Annotated in this window: 19 protein-coding genes and 1 tRNA gene; 7 read left to right on the top strand and 13 right to left on the bottom strand. The window is 31.8% G+C overall.

What is annotated here, in order from left to right:
* The first annotated feature begins 17 nt into the window (after window positions 1-17).
* The 3 genes from AST99_RS02245 to AST99_RS02255 all read left to right on the top strand — a co-directional run bounded on the left by AST99_RS02245 (window position 18) and on the right by AST99_RS02255 (window position 2,769).
* Window positions 18-1,103, top strand: a complete 1,086-nt coding sequence (locus AST99_RS02245) for an AI-2E family transporter (protein ID WP_057778692.1) — start codon at window positions 18-20, stop codon at window positions 1,101-1,103.
* A 4-nt stretch (window positions 1,104-1,107) separates the two neighbouring features.
* Window positions 1,108-2,289 (top strand): THUMP-like domain-containing protein, encoded by a 1,182-nt coding sequence (locus AST99_RS02250; RefSeq protein ID WP_057778694.1) that lies wholly within the window; start codon window positions 1,108-1,110, stop codon window positions 2,287-2,289.
* 69 nt (window positions 2,290-2,358) lie between these two features.
* Window positions 2,359-2,769, top strand: a complete 411-nt coding sequence (locus AST99_RS02255) for a DM13 domain-containing protein (protein ID WP_057778696.1) — start codon at window positions 2,359-2,361, stop codon at window positions 2,767-2,769.
* An 8-nt stretch (window positions 2,770-2,777) separates the two neighbouring features.
* Here AST99_RS02255 and AST99_RS02260 read toward each other — a convergent pair whose 3' ends face one another.
* Together AST99_RS02260 and AST99_RS18675 are read right to left on the bottom strand one after the other, a co-directional pair.
* Complete coding sequence (locus AST99_RS02260; protein ID WP_057778698.1) at window positions 2,778-3,161, bottom strand: YchJ family protein; 384 nt, start codon at window positions 3,159-3,161, stop codon at window positions 2,778-2,780.
* Between the two features lie 5 nt (window positions 3,162-3,166).
* Window positions 3,167-3,325, bottom strand: coding sequence for a hypothetical protein (locus tag AST99_RS18675; protein ID WP_172441721.1), 159 nt, complete (start codon window positions 3,323-3,325; stop codon window positions 3,167-3,169).
* Between the two features lie 136 nt (window positions 3,326-3,461).
* Here AST99_RS18675 and AST99_RS02265 point away from each other — a divergent pair, with 136 nt between their 5' ends.
* A complete protein-coding gene (locus AST99_RS02265) occupies window positions 3,462-4,124 on the top strand; it encodes an HAD family hydrolase (protein ID WP_057778699.1) in 663 nt (220 codons plus the stop codon).
* Between the two features lie 3 nt (window positions 4,125-4,127).
* On the opposite strand, the gene AST99_RS02270 is transcribed toward AST99_RS02265, so the two are convergent.
* Together AST99_RS02270 and AST99_RS02275 are read right to left on the bottom strand one after the other, a co-directional pair.
* Window positions 4,128-4,904: a GH25 family lysozyme gene (locus AST99_RS02270; protein ID WP_083495569.1), complete on the bottom strand. Its 777-nt coding sequence runs from the start codon at window positions 4,902-4,904 to the stop codon at window positions 4,128-4,130.
* A gap of 253 nt (window positions 4,905-5,157) precedes the next feature.
* The gene (locus AST99_RS02275) at window positions 5,158-7,062 is read right to left on the bottom strand and encodes a T9SS type A sorting domain-containing protein (protein WP_057778701.1); all 1,905 of its coding nucleotides are present in this window, start codon (window positions 7,060-7,062) and stop codon (window positions 5,158-5,160) included.
* A 131-nt stretch (window positions 7,063-7,193) separates the two neighbouring features.
* On the opposite strand from AST99_RS02275, the gene AST99_RS02280 reads away from it, so the two are divergent.
* Window positions 7,194-9,635, top strand: coding sequence for an ATP-binding response regulator (locus tag AST99_RS02280; protein ID WP_057778703.1), 2,442 nt, complete (start codon window positions 7,194-7,196; stop codon window positions 9,633-9,635).
* Here the strand turns inward: AST99_RS02280 and AST99_RS02285 are convergent.
* The 5 genes from AST99_RS02285 to AST99_RS02305 form a co-directional block, all read right to left on the bottom strand.
* Entirely contained in the window at window positions 9,625-10,974 is a 1,350-nt protein-coding gene (locus tag AST99_RS02285; RefSeq protein ID WP_057778705.1) for a sigma-54-dependent transcriptional regulator, read from the bottom strand. The genes AST99_RS02280 and AST99_RS02285 overlap by 11 nt on opposite strands.
* An 89-nt stretch (window positions 10,975-11,063) precedes the next feature.
* A complete protein-coding gene (locus AST99_RS02290; RefSeq protein WP_146035181.1) occupies window positions 11,064-11,402 on the bottom strand; it encodes a hypothetical protein in 339 nt (112 codons plus the stop codon).
* A gap of 22 nt (window positions 11,403-11,424) precedes the next feature.
* A complete protein-coding gene (locus AST99_RS02295) occupies window positions 11,425-11,730 on the bottom strand; it encodes a hypothetical protein (RefSeq protein WP_057778709.1) in 306 nt (101 codons plus the stop codon).
* A 218-nt stretch (window positions 11,731-11,948) separates the two neighbouring features.
* Entirely contained in the window at window positions 11,949-12,254 is a 306-nt protein-coding gene (locus AST99_RS02300; RefSeq protein ID WP_057778711.1) for a hypothetical protein, read from the bottom strand.
* Between the two features lie 329 nt (window positions 12,255-12,583).
* A complete protein-coding gene (locus AST99_RS02305; protein WP_057778713.1) occupies window positions 12,584-13,123 on the bottom strand; it encodes an acyl-CoA thioesterase in 540 nt (179 codons plus the stop codon).
* Window positions 13,124-13,465: 342 nt separating this feature from the next.
* On the opposite strand from AST99_RS02305, the gene AST99_RS02310 reads away from it, so the two are divergent.
* Window positions 13,466-14,335 carry a DUF808 domain-containing protein gene (locus AST99_RS02310; RefSeq protein WP_057778715.1) on the top strand — a complete coding sequence of 290 codons (870 nt, stop codon included), beginning with the start codon at window positions 13,466-13,468 and terminating at the stop codon, window positions 14,333-14,335.
* Between the two features lie 30 nt (window positions 14,336-14,365).
* Here AST99_RS02310 and AST99_RS02315 read toward each other — a convergent pair whose 3' ends face one another.
* Window positions 14,366-17,113: a T9SS type B sorting domain-containing protein gene (locus AST99_RS02315; protein ID WP_057778717.1), complete on the bottom strand. Its 2,748-nt coding sequence runs from the start codon at window positions 17,111-17,113 to the stop codon at window positions 14,366-14,368.
* A 362-nt stretch (window positions 17,114-17,475) separates the two neighbouring features.
* On the opposite strand from AST99_RS02315, the gene AST99_RS02320 reads away from it, so the two are divergent.
* A complete protein-coding gene (locus AST99_RS02320) occupies window positions 17,476-18,429 on the top strand; it encodes an MBL fold metallo-hydrolase (protein WP_057778718.1) in 954 nt (317 codons plus the stop codon).
* Between the two features lie 58 nt (window positions 18,430-18,487).
* Here AST99_RS02320 and AST99_RS02325 read toward each other — a convergent pair.
* The 3 genes from AST99_RS02325 to AST99_RS02335 form a co-directional block, all read right to left on the bottom strand.
* Window positions 18,488-18,563 (bottom strand) — tRNA-His (locus AST99_RS02325).
* 77 nt (window positions 18,564-18,640) lie between these two features.
* Window positions 18,641-19,357: a bacillithiol biosynthesis deacetylase BshB1 gene (bshB1, locus tag AST99_RS02330; RefSeq protein WP_057778720.1), complete on the bottom strand. Its 717-nt coding sequence runs from the start codon at window positions 19,355-19,357 to the stop codon at window positions 18,641-18,643.
* 41 nt (window positions 19,358-19,398) lie between these two features.
* On the bottom strand, window positions 19,399-20,571 hold the full coding sequence (locus AST99_RS02335) for a trans-sulfuration enzyme family protein (RefSeq protein WP_370875283.1): 1,173 nt from the start codon (window positions 20,569-20,571) through the stop codon (window positions 19,399-19,401).

The following is a 20,571-nucleotide window of genomic DNA, read 5'->3' on the forward strand; positions in this document are numbered from 1 at the left end:
TTGTATATATTTGTTTCATGAATTCTAAAACTCTAGCAAACGGCATTTTAAGAGCAATATTTACGTTAGTATTTATAGCACTTTTTCTATACTTTTTATATCAAATACAGTCTGTAATTGTATATATCGTGATTTCGGCTGTAATTTCATTAACGGGCTCTCCGCTTGTTCAGTTATTTAGAAATCGGTTTAAATTAAACGATTCGCTCTCTGTTGTTTTAGCCATGTTGTTAATTGTAGGATCGCTATTCGGCTTAATTTTACTATTTATTCCTTTAGTTATAGAACAGGGACATAATCTGTCTCTTTTAAATATAGAAAAGCTTCAAGGTAATTTAAATAATGTATATGTAGATGTGGCTCGCTATTTAGAAAGTAGACACATTTATTTAGAAAGCTCTTTACAAGATTACCATTTATTATCTAAAATAAATTATTCTGCAATTCCAGATTTTTTAAACTCGATATTAAGTGGATTTGGAACTTTTAGTATTGCATTTTTCTCGGTACTGTTTATCTCTTTTTTCTTCTTAAAAGACAGAAGATTACTTGAAAATAGTTTCATGATAGTGATTCCTGAAACTAAAAAACATCGCGTTAAAAAGTCTATTTACACCATTAAACATTTGCTTTCAAGATATTTCCTTGGTTTACTAATTCAGATATTAATCTTATTTGTTATTTACGCCATTGTGTTATCTGTATTCGGAATTAAAAATTCAATAGTGATTGCTTTTCTATGTGCACTTTTAAATTTAATCCCATATATAGGGCCATTAATTAGTGCGGTATTAATGATTGTACTTACGCTCTCTAGCAATATGCATAACGATTTTAACGAGACTTTACCAACAACTATTTATGTCTTAATAGGGTTCTGTTTTGCACAATTAATTGATAATTTTTTCAGTCAGCCTATTATCTTCTCCAGAAGTGTAAAATCACATCCGTTAGAAATATTTTTAGTCATTATTATTACTGGAATCCTTTTTGGAATTATTGGTATGGTTATCGCCGTTCCTGCTTACACCGCTTTAAAAGTTATTCTGAAAGAATTCCTCTCAGAAAATAAAATTGTAAAACACTTAACCAAAGACCTCTAGTTTCTTGTTAAACACACTTATACTAAATACTGAAATTCAAAAATTTATAACGGATAACCTGAATTCCAACACAACCGCTATTCTTTTAAAAGGGACTGCTTTTAAAGGTGTTGAAACCCGAGCTATAGTAGAGCAAATTGAAGCTAAAAAGAAGTGTGAAACAAAGTTAAAAACATGGTACAATACACCAAACATTTACTATCCCAACAAATTAAATATTGAACAAACCTCTTCAGAACAGACAGCACACTACAAAGCGTCTTTAATTTCTGGAGAAACTCTAATTGATATTACCGGAGGATTTGGTGTCGATTGCTATGCCTTTTCAAAACACTTTAAACAGGTTACGCATTGTGAGATTAATAGTGATTTAAGTGAAATAGTAACCCATAATTATAAGCAGTTACAAATTGATAATATTGAAACCATTAATGAAGATGGTATTTCATATTTAAAGCAAACCCCACAAGTATTCGATTGGATTTATGTAGATCCTTCACGCAGACACGATAGTAAAGGGAAAGTCTTTTTTTTAAACGATTGTCTACCAAATGTTCCTGAACATTTAGAGTTACTCTTTAAACATGCCAATAACATTTTAGTTAAAACGTCTCCTCTACTCGATATTGCAATTGGAATTGATGAGTTAAAATACGTGAGTGCCTTGCATGTTATTGCACTTAATAACGATGTAAAAGAATTGTTATGGGTTTTAAATAAAAACGCTACAGACTCCTTTACAATACACACTGCAAATATTACAAAATCTAAAATTGAAACCTTTAATTTCCCTATGGCTGCAGAAGGGGCTTTATATACAGTATACAGTGAACCCTTAACCTATGTATACGAACCAAATTCGGCCATTTTAAAAGCAGGAGCATTCAATTCTATTGCAAATCAATTAGAGCTCTTTAAGCTTCAAAAACACTCTCATTTATATACATCAGACAATTATATCGCATTTCCAGGTCGTGTTTTTAAAATTGAAAAAGTAATACCGTTTAATAAAAAAGCCATACAAAAAGAACGCATAGACAAGGCTAATATTACGACCAGAAACTTTTCTGAATCTGTTTCTCAGCTTCGTAAAAAATTAAAAATTAAAGACGGCGGAGATATTTATTTGTTTTTTACAACAGATTTAAATGCACATAAAATTGTACTCATTTGCGCTAAGCTATAATACAAACTTAAAAATTTCATGTAAACTAATAAATCTTTAAACGACTGATTTTGAAACCAAAAACCCAATATGAAATTTAATTTTTTAATTCTACTACTTTGCACCTTTGTTTTAGGAAGTTGTTCGTCTAACGATGATAGCACTGAAATTATTCAAGAAGATATTATTGAAACTGAAGATGCTGCTCCAAATGGAATTTTTATAGATTTTGCACATCCTACTTCCGGAACGGCTACAGTAAACACAGATCAAACCGTATTAAACCTGACCGATTTTAAATCTGATGACGGTCCGCTTTTAGAGTTATATTTAACAACCGGTTTAGATGTACAAGATTATGTCTCTTTAGGTGTGTTAAAAGGTTTAGATGGCGATTATGCTTATACATTGCCTACAGATATCGATTTAAACACCTATAATCACATTGTGGTATGGTGTGTAGATTTTTCTGTAAATTTTGGTTATGCAATTTTAAAATAAAGATAAAATTATAGTGCATCAATATAATACCAACATCCATTGTCTTTAATAAAGCGCGAATTTTCATGTATCATTTGTAATTCGCCTCGCTCTTGAAACATCGCTTTAAACTCTACGGTTCCCTCTGTATCGTTTGCTAAACTTTTAGTTGTATTTAAAATATTTAACCTAATCCAATCTACAGATTTAGCCCATTTTACAATCGCTTTTTTCTCTTTAGTTGGACGTGTACTTTTATGATGACTTTTCATTAAATAATCACCGTTAGCAAGAACAAATGCAGAATATCTAGATCGCATTAAAGCTTCAGCCGTTTGTACTTGCAATATATCAAGATGTGCAAGTTCACAACAGGCCTCATAAGACTTACCACTACAACAGGGACATTTCATTTACTTTAGGAATTATCTTGGTTTTCTTGAGATTTCTTGACAATAGCCTGTAATCGTTCCTTTCGTAAGATTTTCTCTGAACGGGCTTTATTCTTTTTACGATCCATTAATTTGGAATGTTTTGCTTTATTCTTTGTATTCTTTTCTCTTCCTGTCTTAGCCATACAATCAAAATTTCTATTCAAAATTACAATATTAAAAAACTGTACATTCTAATTTACTAATAATTAATTCAAATTAATTTTAATGATTTCTTATCACCTATGCTAAAATGCTTTTATATCTTAGCAAAAAAAAGATATGTTAAAGGCAGTTTTATTCGATATGGATGGTGTTATAGTAAACACAGAACCGTTACACTATAAAGCGTATTACGATATGTTTAAAGCTGTAAATATTGAAGTCCCTTTAGAGCATTATCAGCGTTATACTGGCCGATCTACCATTAGTACATGTACTGGTATCTGTGACCATTTTGGATTAGAAAACGATCCTAAAGAATTGGTACAACTTAAACGTAAAGCCTTTCAGAAACTGTTTAAAGCAGATCCAGATTTAGACCTTTTACCTGGAGTTTTAGATTTAATAAAAAACTATTACAACAATGGTATCACATTAGTTTTGGCATCTTCTGCTTCACAAATCACAATTCACGATGTATTTACGCGTTTTGATTTAGATCAATACTTTAAAGGACGTATTTCTGGTGCAGATTTGGAAGCTTCTAAACCACATCCTGAAATATTTGAGCGCGCAGCAGAAATTGCGGGATATCACCCTTCTGAATGTATGGTTATTGAAGATTCTACAAGTGGACTAAAAGCATCTCATGCAGCGGGTATTTATTGTGTTGCTTATAAAAGTCCGCATTCTAAAAATCAGAGTTATGAATTAGCAAATAAAGTGATTTCAGATTTTAGTGAGATTACTTACGAAAACATTAAATCTGAATTTGAAGGTTAGCATTTATTGTATTAAAAACGATTTTAAATCTGGATACGTCCCATTATAAACATTTAAATCGATAAAGCCTTCTACGCCTTCAATTTGTCCTTGCTCTGTAAATTGCCAGATATTCCAAGGTTTTGTAAAAGGTTCATAATAATTTCCATAATTAGCAATCCAGATGGGATATTTATCAAATTCTTGTGTATTTAAATGCTTGCGATAAAAATGATCTCCGGTATAAATTATAGGGGTTACGCCATAATGAAACTCGATATCATCCAACCATTTTTTAATACCCAATTTTAAATTCTCGACCGTCTGTATGGTCGATAAATTTTCAATATCTAAAATTGGTGGTAAATCTCCAGGCCTAAGTTTAACCCGATTTTTAAATTGTTTTGCCTGACTTAAGGAATGCTGGTTAGGTCTGTAATAATGATAAGCACCACGTATAATCCCTTTACTTTTAATGGTTTCCCAGCGCGAAATATATTCACTATCTAATCCATCAATCCCCATAGTGGCTCTAACAATAATAAATGCAATAGGAATACTATCGTTAATATAGTTCACCGTTTTCCAATCTATTTTACCTTGATAATGAGATAAGTCTATACCGTATAAAAACCTTGGATACCTTTTAAAAATAGATTCATTTTTAATGTGTGCTGTCGTAGATTCTTGATTTAATCTATGGTATAAAATACTTAAATCTATTCTAAAATAATAAATAGCCAATACCAGTATAGAGCTAGACACTATGATAATAGATAAAATTATTTTTTTATAAATCATACACAAAGCTAATATTAAAAACAACTTAAAAAAAAAGACACACAGTAAAAACCGTGTGCCTAATTTGTATTACCGCTTAGTAATACCCCCTAATTAACTAATAGCTTTTACAAATATAAACCATACCTATTTAATAGAGTTACGGTTTTCACGTACTTTTGAAAGTATTTTTATAACTTACTGATTATCAATATATTTATTTTTAAATTTTAACATAATTATTATGTATTTATTACTATAGTATTATATACAACTATAATTTCATCAATTTCTTGGAGATTTCTCCCTGATCTGTTTTCACTTTTATGATGTATATCCCGGCAGATAAACCCGTAAGGTTTATACTTGCCTCTGGTTTATTAACTTGTTTTATGGATTTACCTAAAAGGTTATAAAAATTAATATGAGTGATTTGAGCACTAGAATTATTCTGAATTTTCAATATGTTAGAACTAACCGGGTTTGGATAAAATGAAATAGACTGATCTAGAAATTCTTCAACACCTAAAGTTTCCTTAACTTCTACAGTGGTTATTTCTCCTTCTAAAACATAATTTTCAATTTCTGTATCATATAATTCGTAACTATAATCTCCGCTGTCACTGTATTGAGCATTAGAGATTATATATGTATTATTCACAGCTCCAGCAATAGATACACCATCTTTAAACCATTGATAAGTTTCTGCACGTCTTGAACTTTCTGTACCTGGCACACTTAAGGTAACATCACTACCAATTAAAATTTCTTTATATACAGGCTCTGTTCGTGTACGTTGAGGCGAATAGTAATAAGATGTATTCCAACTCCTTTCTAAGGTTAAATAATACTCAAATTGATCTGCAAAATCACTTGCTAAAAAGAAATTATTAGAAATATTTAAATATAAAAGTTTTGGTAAAGTAGAAAAGTCTGGAAGTTTTCCATAAAAACTATTTTGCGCAAAATCTAGATAAATAAGATTTTCTAGGTTACGAAAATATTCAGGAACATTACCTGTTAATTGATTACCATACAACCAAAACCCATTTAATTTTGTTAAATTTTCAAAGCTTTCAGGGATTTCTCCTGCAAAATTATTTTCTTCAAAACTGACCACTCTAAGTTCTGTAAGATTGCCGATTTCGGTTGGTAATGTTCCTTCAATTGCATTACTCCAAAAACTAAGAAACTCTAAATACTCTAAATCTCCTATTTCTGAAGGTAGCGAACCTGTTAAATTGTTAAAAGATAAGTCTACTTCAACCACCTTATTACCCGATACTTTAACTCCATACCAATTCCTTATGGGTTCTTCTGTTAACCAATTGGTATTATTTATCCAATCATCACCATTAGTAGCGTTATAAAGTGCAATTAAAGCTAATTTTTCTGTTTCGGAAACTGATCCTGTCAATTCAAAAGTTGGGCTCCAAATTTCAAAACCAGGTATACTTTCACTAGTTGCCACACAAATATAAGTATCTAAATCATCCTCTGTAATATTAGAGAGGATTAACTCAGTTGATGTTTCATTTGGAATAATTTCATTCGTATTTTCATAAGAAAATCCCTTTTTTAATATATACCATTGGTAATCTACTTGTTCACCATCAACTTCAGAAGCTTTAAAGGTATAGGTTTCACCCATAACACCTTCTATCAACTCATCTGCACCTGTAGATTTTTGGGGTGATAATTGAAGTCTAGAAATCTCAGAAAGACTTTCATAATTGGGCACTAAGTCTACAAAACTGTAATTGTTATAAGATAAATACAAATCCACTAATGAGGTAAGCGCACTCATATCTAATAAAACACCTGAAAGCATATTAGAACCGGCATAAAAGTAAGTTACTCTATCTAATTCATTGATAGATTCTGGCAAAGTCCCTACTAAGTTGTTCGAATTCAATCTAACACCAACCACGTGCTCATCTTCTACAGCTATCCCATACCATTCAGAAACTGGCGCATCACTTAACCAATTGGTATTATTAATCCAATTCGCACCACCTGTGGCGTTATATAAATCTATTAAAGCTTGTTTTTCTTCATCGGGTACTGCTGGCAATACATCTGTTTCTAAATTCACATTTGAGTCTTCCGAAAGTATTGAAAATGCTTGCGCACTAATACCAGAAATAAGTAACAATATAATACAGGTAAAATTTCTCATAACTTTTTATTTTAAAATTATGACGTTTACTTAGAGTGTGAAATACCTAAAAGTGGGTATTTTGATACCGTAATTTTACGATATAAAAAATAGTATACTTTATATCGCTTACATTTTACTAATTTTACTTTATGGAAAATTCGAGCAGAAAAATAACCTTAAAAGTCATTATTGGCTATATTATTTTAGCAGTTGTTGCAGTAACTACAACCTTTTTAGTGTTTTCGGAAATAAAAAACTTCTTGAATTTAAAACAAGACGATGTTAACGACAGGAATAAGGTTATAACTGTAGGGAATTTAATTGCCGATATTTATGAAAATGAAAGTTTTGCAAGAGCTGCAATACAAAGCGGATCTCAAGAACAATTTGATTTATATGTTGTAAAGAACGAAACTCTAAATAACGATATTGATAGTTTAAAAATAACGCTTGAACATACACATCAGGCTCAATTATTAGACAGTGTTAAACAACTTATTGCAGTTAAATTTGAAAATATTAAAGCTTTAAAACGCATTAAAGAAGATGATATTTCTGAAAAATCTATTGAAACTGCGCTAAAGAAAATTAATACTATTGAGAGTTCTGTAGGCCGTCTAACTATTGCCGATTTTGCCGAAGATCCCAATGCTTTAACTCCAGAATATAGACGCTCTATTGAAGAATACATCTCTATTTTAAATAAATACCGTCCGAAGGAACAAGATGAAAATAAAAGCGAAAAACGCCTAGATTCTATTGTTATTGCCGCTCGAGAAATGCTAAAACAGGTAAAACAAGATGCGTTAACCCAAAAAAACAATCTATCTAATAAAGAAATTTCCATTTTAAAAAGTGATTTAAATGTGTCTCAAAGTTTAAGAAAACTTCTGTTTAACTTGGAACATGAAATTATAGACTATTCTAAAAAAATAAACGAAGAACGTGATGCGGCGTTAAATAGAAGTACTCGAATTTTAAGTTTTTCTACCATAATAGGTACACTTTTAATTATTTTATTTTCGTTTATAATTCTAAACGACTTCTGGAAAAGTCAGAAATACAGAAAAGAACTAGAAAAAGCAAATGCCTTTACCTCTTCCCTACTTCAAAGTCGCGAACAGTTAATTAGTATGGTGAGTCACGATTTAAGAACACCTTTAAGTACCGTAACAGGATACAGTGATTTATTGGCGAAGATGACTCCTGATACAAAATCTAAGCACTATATCGATCGTATTTCGAAGGCTTCAAAATACATGAAAAATTTGGTAGATGATTTATTAGAATTTTCAAAATTAGAACGCGGCAAAATCACCATAGAAAACATTCCCTTTGTTTTAAATCCTATTATAGATGAAGTGGTAACTAGTGTAAAATCTGTGTATGCAGATAAAGACATCAAACTAGAGATAAAACACAATGTTAATACCGAAAAATCTATACTCGGAGATCCATTTAGAATCAGACAAATCTTGTATAATTTGGTTGGTAATGCTTACAAATTTACGGAGTCTGGAAAAATCACTATTGAAACGAAAACGTTTAAAAACCTAGAGAGAAAACCTATGCTTCAAATACGAGTAACCGATACTGGTATTGGGATTCCGATTGAAAAACAATCAATAATATTTGAAGAGTTTACGCAAATTGAAGGTGAAAACGAAAAAAAATATGATGGTTTTGGATTAGGTTTAACCATTTCTAAAAAGCTTTCTAATTTACTTGGAGGCGAATTATCCTTTATAAGTGAAGCACAACAAGGAAGCACCTTTACATTAATTCTTCCGGTGGTTTACAGTGTAAAACCCGTTGCTAAATTAAAACCTCAAAAACAAATTACAGCCACCAATATAGAGGTATTTGTAATAGACGACGACGCGTCTTTAAGACAATTATTAACAGATATACTTCAGGATCAGAATTTAAATGTTACAGCTTTTGAAACTGCTAAAAAAGCACTCAAAGCCATGAAGAATAGACATTTTGATTTAGTAATTACTGATATTCAATTACCTAAAATGAATGGATTTCATTTTATGGAAACTTTAAAAGCATCAGATTTTTATAACAATCAGCCTATTATTGCCTCTACAGGACGAAAAGATTTAAAAGGCAATGTGTATAAAGAAAGTGGATTTGCCGATATTATTTTCAAGCCTTTTGGAGCAGACGATTTAATACAAACAGTAAACAAATGGTTACCTAGTGCCAATTTAAAATCGAATGTATCTTCTAAAACATCGGACATTCCAAACTTCGAACATTTTAATTTAACACCTATTAGCTCTTTTTTAAATAACGATATCGAATCTTTAAAAGACACGTTACACTTATTTATAGAAGAAACAGAAACCAACTTGAAAACCTTAGAAACTGGGGTTCTTACTAAAGATCTAGAGATTATACATGCAACCAGTCATAAAATGCTGACCATGTTTAAACAATTAGAAATAAAAAAAGTGATTCCGCTTTTAACGTATTTTGATACCTTGAAAGATATAGAACATGAACACTTAGAGACTACTTACAACACACTAGTAACACAAACCCAATTAACCATTGTAGAAATGGAACAGTTTATAGACTAATATTGTATTCTTTAATTTTGTTATACAGTGTTTTTCGTGTAACGTTTAACAATTTAGCAGCCTGAGTTTTATTATTATTGGCTTGTTCTAAAGCACGAATAATAAGATCTTTTTCGTTGTCTTTAGTTGAAAAACTTTTAGTTGAAGTCGGACGTTCCGCAGTTACTGCGCCTTGTGTCAATTCGGCTGGCAATACATTTATTTGAATAAAATCGCCTGACGTTAAAAGTGTCGCGCGTTTTATTACATTTCCAAATTCTCTTAAGTTTCCTGGCCATGTATAATTATGAAAAACCTTTAAAACATCGTCTGAAAACCCGATAACATTCTTATTTAATTTTTCATTGGCTTTACTTAAAAAATAATCTGCAAAAATAATAAGGTCGTCTTTACGCTCATGTAAGTTTGGAATTTTAATGGTAAACTCGTTCAGTCTATGATATAGATCTTCACGGAAATCTCCATTGTCTACCGCCTTCATTAAATCTTCATTTGTAGCAGTAATTAATCTAATATCTACTTCAATTTCATCACTACTTCCTATAGGTTTTATACGACGCTCTTGAAGTGCACGAAGCAATTGAATCTGATTTTCGTAAGATAAATTTCCAACTTCATCCAGAAATAAAGTCCCGTGATTTGCCGATTCAAAATGTCCTTTTTTATCATTTATAGCCCCTGTAAACGATCCTTTTTTATGACCAAAAAATTCACTAGCAGCAATTTCTTTTGGAATAGCTCCACAATCTACTGCAACAAAAGGTTTATTTTTTCTTAAACTTAATTTATGAATAGATTTTGCTACCACTTCTTTTCCTGTCCCACTTTCTCCTGTAATTAAAACAGACATATCTGTTGGACCAACTAAATGTATATATTCGTTTAATTTTTTAGAAGATGAACTAATTCCTGTTACAAAATCGGCATTTGGATCTGTAACTTTACTTTCTACTTTTTTGGCTGGAGCCTTAACTACCGGCGCAGAATTCAAAGCATTATTTATAACATGTAATACTTCGTCTTGATTAAAGGGTTTAGAAATGTAATCTATAGCGCCCTGTTTCATGGCTTTTACAGCAGTAGAGACTTCGGCATAACCTGTCATTAAAATTACAGGCGTTTTTTCTTTATGCTTTTTTACTATTTCTAAAAGGGTTAATCCATCGCCATCTGGTAATCTTAAGTCTGTAAAGATTAAATCAAAATCTTCTTTTAAAATAATAGCTTTAGCATCTTCAAAGCCGTAGCTTATAGATACATTGTAGTTGTGTTTTTCTAAAAAACGCTTAAGCATACTAGAAAAAGCAACATCATCTTCTATTAAAAGTATAGACTTCATATTAGGGCTTGAGGGATTAAGCTATAAAATTAATCAAAAAAAGAGGGCGTTAAAATAAAACGTCCTCTTTTATGGATATGATTTTGAAATTATTTACTTATCCAAATACCTATTGCTGTAATATAAACAGTTTTAATACTTGAATTCACATTTAATTCTAACTTATAATCTTCATCATAAGTTACATAAGCTTTAGATATTGTGGCTGCTTTAAAATCTTTTTTTACAGCTTGTGTTACTGCTGTTGGTAATACAGCAACATCTATATCTTTATGCTCATCTTGAATGGCTTTTACGAAATGTTTTTCGCTACTCTCCAACTTGCTGGTCATTTTAAAAATGAACAAGCTACCCATGACTAACATTAAAGTTAGAATAGTGTTTTTAATAATTTCATGCTTGGGATTAATGGCTAATATATAGTTCAAAATAATGGTTAATTGGTTTTAACTATTTAGAAATCCATTGTCCCATAGCGTTTGCATATACTGTAGTCGATAAACCTTCTTTTACTAAGTTTAATTTATATTCTTTAGCTTCATTTACATAAGCTTTAGAAATTTGTGCTTCTGGAAAATATTTGGATACAGATTCTTTTACGGCACTTGGAAGTGTTGCCATTTCTATTTCTTTAAAATCATCTTGTAATACAAATACACCATCTTGCATAGTTACTTTAATAGGAGATGCTGCATAAAAAGATATACTACTAAATATGATCCCCATAAATACTGATGTTAATAATAAATTTCTCATGATTTTTTTAATTTAAATGTTTATTGTCTGGTTACTCTAATATGATTTGGCTGCTCTCCAATTGATAGGATACAAACCTTATTTTTTTATGTTTAAAATTATTTAACTAATATTATAAGCATTAGGTTCTACTCTCTTCTTGCTACCTTCAACTTATATTACTTGTCTTACTTATCACTTTAGCAATGCTGTTATTTTAAATAACTTAAAGAGCACAATTACTTGGTAATCCAATGTCCATTTTCATCTGTGTATACCGTTTGAAGTTCGCGATCTAATCGAAATTCAATTTTATACTCCTTTAATTCATTGTAAAACACGTTTACAATATTTTCTTCTCCATACGTTTTATCTACTGCTTCTAAAACAGCTACAGGTAAACGGTTTAATTCTAAAGGCGTAAAATCTTCCTGAAACACGATGTCCATAATACCATCATGAAAAAACATGGTTTGAAAAGATGTTGTAAAATTTGAAAGACCGCTTCCTAATGTTAATGCCGACGCTAATGCTATATTTTTCATGACCTTGTAATTAAAGTGACTTGACAATTAATAAGAAATAAACATGCCAAGACTAAAACGTATCAAACAAAATTTAACCAATGCACTAAACATCATGGTTTTAAATTAAAAACAATATATCCTGATTTTAATCGTCTATCTTATAGGTGTGTAAAATGTAACACAACCGTAAAAAAATTACACACTTTTTACACAATAATGCATTACACAGTTAAAACAGCAACATTAATCGTGTTTATTTAGGTCTATTAAATTCAAAAAAAGTGGACATAAAAAAAGCAGACCACTCAATTTGAGTGGTCTGCTTTGGTATTTATTGTACTGTGTATTTACAGTTCTATTCTAACATTATGAGATTTTACTTCTTCAATGTATTCATCAATTTTAAAATCTTCTGGACTAAAATTCTCACTACGTTTTCGTGCTTGCTTTTGTCGTTTAATACTTCTAGCAAATCGTCTAATACTGTCTTCTGTTTCTAAAATTAATCCCGGAACTTCTACACTATTATATTCTTTATCTTTTGCAACCATAGTAAAGTAAGACGAGTTACAATGTTTTATAATACCAGTATGTATATCTTCAGACTCTACGCGTAAACCAACCACCATAGAGGTTCTTCCCGTATAATTAATAGATGCTTTTAAGGTTACTAGTTCGCCTACAGCGATAGCATTTAAAAAATCTACCTTATTTACAGATGCTGTTACCGAATAATGCCCTGAATGTTTAGACGCGCAGGCAAAAGCGATTTGATCCATTAAATTTAAAATAAATCCACCATGAATGTTACCTCTAAAATTAGAATGCGACGGTAACATTAATTGCGTCATGGTTATTTGAGATTCTTCAATATGCTTAAATGTCATAATTTTTAATTATTGTATAATATTTAAATGTAATTATTTTTAATCAAACCCAAAACTTTTAGTTCTATAACTAATTAATTCCGAAGTATATTAACGTTAACACCATAGTAATTCATTATAAAAGTCTAAAAACTCAAATAAATTAATAATAAATAGTTCTTGTTTTACATTGAAAGCTTTGATTGAAACTCTAAAAGATGAAGATATTTCAAAATAATTATTTTTATTTTGAAATGAGACCAACTGTAACCCATAAACATATTATTTTAGCATTTGTTTTTATCGTTAACTTTAATTGATGGCGGTTTAAAAACGTTATAACCAATATAAAAACACATTTCAATGGCTTCAGGTTTTTTTGCATTATTAGACGATATCGCTGCACTTATGGACGACGTTGCAACTATGGGAAAATTAGCAACTAAAAAAACAGCTGGTATTTTAGGTGACGATTTAGCTGTTAACGCCGAAAAAGCATCCGGGTTTGTATCTTCTAGAGAAATCCCCGTATTGTGGGCCATTACTAAAGGCTCTCTTAAAAACAAGGCCATCATCCTGCCCTTTGCTTTTATATTGAGTGCGTTTTTACCCATATCTATTCCCATTATTTTAACTCTCGGTGGATTTTATCTGGCTTATGAAGGTGCTGAAAAAATTTATGAATATTTTTTCCCTCACGAACACCATGTAGAAGCTACTGTTGAAGTAAAAACAGAAGCAGATATTCTTGAACTTGAAAAAGAAAAAATTAAAGCCGCTATTGTTACCGATTTTATTCTTTCTGTTGAAATTGTAATCATTGCTTTAGGTACGGTTGTCGAACACCCTTTAATGACCCAAATTATTGTGGTCTCTGTCGTGGCCTTAATTGCCACTGTTGGTGTGTACGGTATAGTTGCACTTATTGTACGTATGGACGATTTTGGTTTAAAACTGATTAATTTAAACGAACAAGACGATAGCTTCTCAGATAAAATAGGAAAGGTTTTAGTGAACGCTTTACCATGGGTTATTAAAAGTCTTGGCTTTATAGGAACCATCGCTTTATTATTAGTTTCAGGAGGTATTTTTATACATAATATTCCTTATTTACACGACTTATTTCATGCATTACCAAGTATGTTAGCAGAATTAATTTCAGGAACTGTAATTGGATTTGCTGTGCTTCTTCTAATTAATGTATTTAAAAAGTTGAAACCTAAGAAAGCGTAACGTTTAAATAATTAGCCCGAAATAAAGCAATTATCTTTTTAGTGTAAAATGACCAGAATATTTTCTTCCGTCTGGTAAAGCAAAACGGTACCAATAATCGTCTGTAGCAAGTTCTACGCCTTTACGTGTACCATCCCAGCCATTGGATTCTAGAGGATTAAAAACAGCAAGTACTTTACCATATCTATCAAAAATATAAACATTGATAGGAGATGTGAATTTTGAAGGCTCTATACCCAAAACATTCCACGTATCGTTTATACCATCTCCGTTAGGTGTAAAAAACTGAGGCAGACCAAAAACATAAAAGGTTTGCTCTACAATATTACATCTAAAAATATCTCTAGCATATAAAACATGTTCTCCTGCCTCTAAATTTGTAAAAACATTACTGCTCTGAAAACCATTTAAATAATCAACTGCGAATTCAAAATCAGTACTCGGGTTATTAAGAATCACGGTTAATTTATAATCTTCTACAACCAACATATTAATATCTGGACTAGGATATTCTATAACACTTACTTGTATGGTGGTTTCACAATTTAAAACCTCATCGTAAATCGTCACAAAATAATCTCCAGCCTGATACACTTCTAATTGATCGTTTACACTTTGTTGCCCATCTACTACTGTCACCGAACTATCCCAACTATAAGTATACGTACCATTATCGTACAAAGTTCCTTTAATACCTGAATCTATGGTAATAGGAAATTCTGAAGGACAAACATTGTAAACACGATTGTCTATAATAGGAAAAGCATTTACCGTTAGGGCGACTTCTCCAACATCATAACATGCATCGCTACTTTCAGCTTTTATGAAAATTGTAGTATCAGAAGATTCATAAACCGATGCAATAGGATTTGTTCCATTTTGTGCAGATTCTCGAGTCTCGTAAAATGAAATGGCTACATCGTCTGGAAAATTTAACTTCGTTCGAATTTCACTTTTAAAATCTGATGACAAATCGAAATCAGCAATGCCTAGCGTTTGTATGGCACAGGCATTACGCGTAAAACTACCAATCGCAATCGGATCTTTAGTCGTTAGCTTTACTTGTACAATCTGGTAGCAGTCTGAGTTATTGGCATACACTTTAGCATATACAATTTGATCTTTTACCGTATTATAAAACGAGCTATTTATAGCGTTAAGATGAGTCGTATCGGCATTGGCTTCCGCTAATGTTTCATAATAATACACCTGTACTAAATCTGTAGTAAAAATAGAATTTGCACTACTTAAATTCTGAAGATTGAAAAAGGTTAAACCATCATTAGCATCGGCATCAAAAGCATCGCAAGATATCAATTCATACGCGCCATCTAAAGTTGGCGGACTCGCAATATTAATGGTTTTCTTATAGGATTGAACTTCGTTATTAATAGTTAATTCCATTACAATATCATAATCGCCAGGCACATCATAAAAATGAGTGGTACTTGTTGTAGATGTTGTTCCATCTCCAAAATCCCAAAACATGGTAAAATCTGGATCTTCTTCTGACGGATCAGGTAAAATACTAAAAGTCGTTTCGAAACCAGAGCCAGAACAGACGTAAGTATAATTAAACCTATATTTAAATATGGATTGCACAAACGGTGGTAATCCCAATTTTACCAACCCATGATCTATTTTTATTTTAGCATGCTGATAATCATTATCTGTACCCAGCACATTAGGTTTACCAATATAAGACAAGGTATTTAAACCAGACAATCCTGTATATCCCGCACGATAAATACGTCCGTCTATAGCCAATTGTAAAGCTCCAGCATAATAATTTGATTTGTTAATCAATACTTCCGACCCAGCAATATCGTCACTAAACAAATCGTATTGATATAAATAACCTTCTATAAAGACATCATCACTCCCATAATTTCCAACTGTAGCATACAGTAATTTAGAATTAGGCGAAAACTCTAAACCATAAGGGTAAAACCCGTTTTTTAGTAAGCGCTCGTTAGTGACAGTACCATTAATATTATCAAAATCGTATAAGAAAATTTTTCCGCTATTTTTTGTTCCCGTTCTAGGGCTTCCTAAAGCTGTAGAACTATGAGCAATCGCTATTTTTTTTCCGTTTGGAGAAACCTTTAAATACCCTATAGCAGATAGATTTATACCATCTGAAGTTACTCTAGGTGGTACTTCTGTGGGAACCTTAGAGGTTACTGGTGTTTCATTAACACCCATTTCATCTATTAAAAAGGTGTAAAATGTATCGCCTAATTGAGTTATAACCCATATGGAAATTTCATCGTCATGCGTAACTGCAGTGATCTTTTCTGTAGACTTGTATTCAAGCTCTGTAGCATCATTAACATCGTAAGTAATTAACGGATTGTTTTTAGACACCACATCTCCATAACCACTATTTAAAGTCATATCAACTTCGGTATAATTTACACCGTTAATAAAACCATCATCTAAATCGTCATTAGATATTCCGGGCTCGTCAATCGTAAACACATAATACCTATTAATAGTACCAGGTTTAGGGATAATTAAAGCCGACATGGTACTCGATTTATGACCAAACAACCCTGTTCCGTTTGGCATTTCTCGGTTTCTTTTATCCCAAATAGATACACCGTCTGTATAAAATAATAAATTTCCTTGAGCGTCAGAAATCGTGGCACTTCCCTCGTGTGTGAACAATACACTTCCCGATAAAGACACTGGTGTTCCACTATTAAAATCTAATGCTGCTGTTTCTCCAAAATACCAATTTGCAGATTCTTTTTGAGCTTGAATTTGTATTACCATAAAAAAGGTTGCAAAACAGAATATGTATTTAAAGAGGAAATTCAATGATTAATTTTTTAGGACTAATTAATTTTCAATAAATATAAAACTTATTTGTTACATCCTTTTTTTTTACTAACTACAATTAGACTTGAATAAACATGTTTTAATCGAATTTGTCAAAACCATAAAAATGAGTATCCATTGTAATAAATTACTATTTTAAACCTTATTTACTATTAATAATGTATTGAATTTACTCAAGAACACATACTGCTTAAAGTCTCTAAGCATTGTAATATAAAATACTCTGTAAAAGCATGCTGTTATAATGAAGAAGCTTTTAAATTTGTGAATTAAGATTAAAACAAAGACTTTTAAGAATGAAACATACAGTCATATTTTTAGTTTGTATACTAACAATTACAACTTCGCTTTTTGCGCAAGATAAATCTGCTTTTCAATTGGTTCCGCTTGGAGTTAAAGGAGGCTTAGACGAAACCAACTTATCTGCTTATTTGGTAGCCCCTACACACAGCAATGCTTTTGTATGTTTAGATGCTGGCACTATAAATGCAGGAATAACAAAAGCTATTGAAAATAATGTTTTTAAAGCATCTTCTACCGAAGTTTTACAGCAATATATAAAAGGGTATTTAATCTCCCATGCCCATTTAGATCATGTGTCTGGGCTTATTATTAATTCTCCTGCAGATGCATCAAAAACAGTATATGCAACAAATGCCTGCATGACCATGATGCAAAATCATTATTTTAATGGAGAAACTTGGGCTAATTTTGGAGATGAAGGGCCAGGATATCAAATTAAACGTTATCATTTTCAGACTTTAAAGTTGAAGCAAGAAATCCCTTTATCCAACACAGATATGATGGTGACGGCGTTTCCTTTGAGTCATGTAAATCCTTTTGAAAGTACTGCCTTTTTAATCCGTCACGATGAAGATTACATTCTTTATTTAGGAGATACAGGTCCAGATACTATTGAAAACAGTGACGATTTAAAACAATTATGGACTGCTATTGCGCCTTTAATTAAATCTAAAAAATTACGAGCCATGCTAATTGAAGTTTCTTTCCCTAATGAACAAGCAGATACCGCTTTGTTTGGACACCTAACTACAGATTGGTTTTATAAAGAGATGAAAGTTTTACAAGAGCTGACAGGTGAAAAAGCATTAACAGGATTTAAAACCATAATTACACACCAAAAGCCACCTATTGAAAATATGATAAAAATTAAGACGCAACTAGAAGCACAAAACAGTTTAGGTTTAGACTTAATTTTCCCGGAACAAGGCGTGAAATTAGAATTATAAATTACGAACTTATAGACACAAAAAAAGCCTTTCGAAAATCGAAAGGCTTTTACTTTTTGGGTGGAAGACCGGATTCGAACCGGCGACCCTTGGTACCACAAACCAATGCTCTAACCAACTGAGCTACAACCACCATGTAACTGCATTTTTGTAATGCGTGTGCAAATTTAAACGAAATTACAGATATACCAAATTATTTTTCAAAAAAATATCATTTTAAATCAAATAAATTTTCGACAGCAATATAACGTTCTGATGTAAAGCCTTCTGCAAATTCTACTCCTATTATGCGTCCTAAATCTTTTGCGCGATAATTTACACTATCTGTGAAATTCTTACTCGAAATAGGTGTTTCTGGCTCTTTACTATTCGGATCGAAAAACTGAGTTTTATAGGCTAAAACAGCTTTTTCTTTAATATTTATATACCCTGTAACATCTACAACAAAATCTGGTTCAATATTTTTCCATTGAATGTAATGGTACACATGCTTTGGTCTCCATTGTATTTGTTGCTCTCCTCCTATTTCTGTTTCTATTTTTTTTAAGCCGCTTAAAAAACAGGCATCACTTACCAATTTGCTTCCCTTACCATGATCAATATGCCTATCGTCTATCGCATTACAAAGCACAACATCTGGTTGGTACTTTCTAATCATTTCTATAACGGCTAACTGGTGCGATTTATCGTTTACAAAAAACGCATCTGCAAACCCTAAATTTTCTCGGACAGTAACGCCCAAAATTTTAGCAGCCTCTTTAGCTTCTGCATCTCGGGTTTCTGCCGTGCCTCGTGTTCCTAATTCCCCACGTGTTAAATCTATAATACCAACTGTTTTCCCGTTAGCTATTTCTTTTGCAATTGTAGCCCCACACCCTAATTCTACATCGTCTGGATGTGCACCTATTGCAAGTATATCTAATTTCATGTGTTTTACTTTAATACTTTTAAAAAGCTTAATCTTCTTTATTAAGCTTCAGTTTTTATTAATTTTTTAGTTGTCTTTAGCGCCTGTTTTATATCCCGGATTAAATCGGCTTTAGATTCTATTCCTAAAGAAAAACGAATTAATCCATTTGTAATCCCAATACGGTCGCGTTCCTCTTGCGATAACGATCCGTGAGAAGTCATGTAAGGTGATAACATCGTACTTTCTACACCGGCTAAACTCATTGTTGCTTTTATAAGTTTTAATTCCTTTTGAAAGATTAAAGCATCTAAGTCGTTATTTAATTCAAAAGATAACATTCCTCCCAAGCCTCGCATCTGAGATTTTGCTAATTTATATTCCGGATGACTTTTTAAGCCTGGATAATATACCTTTTTAACATCTGGATGAGCCTCTAAAAACTTTGCTAAAGCCTTTGCATTTTTATTCTGTGCTTTTACACGTAACACTAACGTTTTCATACTACGTTCTAGCATCCAAACTGTGAAATCGCTTAAATTTCCTCCTAAATTGGCTGCTTTTTTCCAAATGGCATGCATATGTTCATCAGAACAGGCTACAGCTCCAGCCATAATATCACTATGTCCGCCTAAATATTTTGTTGCAGAATGTACTACAATATCAATTCCAAAATCTATTGGATTCTGATTTATTGGACTCGCAAATGTATTGTCTATTATAGATAGTAATCCTTTACTTTTTACCAAAGCAGAAACGGCTTTTATATCGGTAATTGTGAGTAAGGGATTAGATGGTGTTTCTATGTACACCACCTTAGTGTTTTCTTGTATTGCAGCTTCAAAATCTTTGACGTCGTACCCATTAGTAAATGTAAATTCTATACCGTATTTAGGAAACTCTTCACGAATAAAATTACTTGTACCACCATATAACGTGTTTTGCACCACCATATGATCTCCCGATTTTAAAAACGCTAATAAGGTTGTGCTAATTGCTGCCATTCCAGAACTAAAAATCATTCCTGCTTCGGCATGCTCTAATGCTGCAATTTTTTTAGATAGACTCTCTTGGTTAGGCGTATTATAATTACGCGGATATCGCCTTACTTCGACATCAGTAAATTGGTAAGACGTAGACATAAATATGGGAGACACTGCGCCCTTAAATTGTTCGTCTTTTACCTCTCCAACATGTACACATACAGTATCTAATCCTAATTTTTTCGCCATGAT

This window comes from Formosa algae (assembly GCF_001439665.1).
Taxonomy (GTDB): Bacteria; Bacteroidota; Bacteroidia; order Flavobacteriales; family Flavobacteriaceae; genus Formosa; species Formosa algae.

What these genes read in the sequence shown, in the direction of transcription:
- AST99_RS02245 (WP_057778692.1), top strand. Translation starts at nt 18, where the DNA reads ATGAATTCTAAAACTCTAGCAAACGGCATTTTAAGAGCAATATTTACG.
- AST99_RS02255 (WP_057778696.1), top strand. Translation starts at nt 2,359, where the DNA reads ATGAAATTTAATTTTTTAATTCTACTACTTTGCACCTTTGTTTTAGGA.
- AST99_RS02260 (WP_057778698.1), bottom strand. Translation starts at nt 3,161, where the DNA reads ATGAAATGTCCCTGTTGTAGTGGTAAGTCTTATGAGGCCTGTTGTGAA.
- AST99_RS18675 (WP_172441721.1), bottom strand. Translation starts at nt 3,325, where the DNA reads ATGGCTAAGACAGGAAGAGAAAAGAATACAAAGAATAAAGCAAAACAT.
- AST99_RS02265 (WP_057778699.1), top strand. Translation starts at nt 3,462, where the DNA reads ATGTTAAAGGCAGTTTTATTCGATATGGATGGTGTTATAGTAAACACA.
- AST99_RS02270 (WP_083495569.1), bottom strand. Translation starts at nt 4,904, where the DNA reads ATGATTTATAAAAAAATAATTTTATCTATTATCATAGTGTCTAGCTCT.
- AST99_RS02275 (WP_057778701.1), bottom strand. Translation starts at nt 7,062, where the DNA reads ATGAGAAATTTTACCTGTATTATATTGTTACTTATTTCTGGTATTAGT.
- AST99_RS02280 (WP_057778703.1), top strand. Translation starts at nt 7,194, where the DNA reads ATGGAAAATTCGAGCAGAAAAATAACCTTAAAAGTCATTATTGGCTAT.
- AST99_RS02285 (WP_057778705.1), bottom strand. Translation starts at nt 10,974, where the DNA reads ATGAAGTCTATACTTTTAATAGAAGATGATGTTGCTTTTTCTAGTATG.
- AST99_RS02295 (WP_057778709.1), bottom strand. Translation starts at nt 11,730, where the DNA reads ATGAGAAATTTATTATTAACATCAGTATTTATGGGGATCATATTTAGT.
- AST99_RS02300 (WP_057778711.1), bottom strand. Translation starts at nt 12,254, where the DNA reads ATGAAAAATATAGCATTAGCGTCGGCATTAACATTAGGAAGCGGTCTT.
- AST99_RS02305 (WP_057778713.1), bottom strand. Translation starts at nt 13,123, where the DNA reads ATGACATTTAAGCATATTGAAGAATCTCAAATAACCATGACGCAATTA.
- AST99_RS02310 (WP_057778715.1), top strand. Translation starts at nt 13,466, where the DNA reads ATGGCTTCAGGTTTTTTTGCATTATTAGACGATATCGCTGCACTTATG.
- AST99_RS02315 (WP_057778717.1), bottom strand. Translation starts at nt 17,113, where the DNA reads ATGGTAATACAAATTCAAGCTCAAAAAGAATCTGCAAATTGGTATTTT.
- AST99_RS02320 (WP_057778718.1), top strand. Translation starts at nt 17,476, where the DNA reads ATGAAACATACAGTCATATTTTTAGTTTGTATACTAACAATTACAACT.
- bshB1 (WP_057778720.1), bottom strand. Translation starts at nt 19,357, where the DNA reads ATGAAATTAGATATACTTGCAATAGGTGCACATCCAGACGATGTAGAA.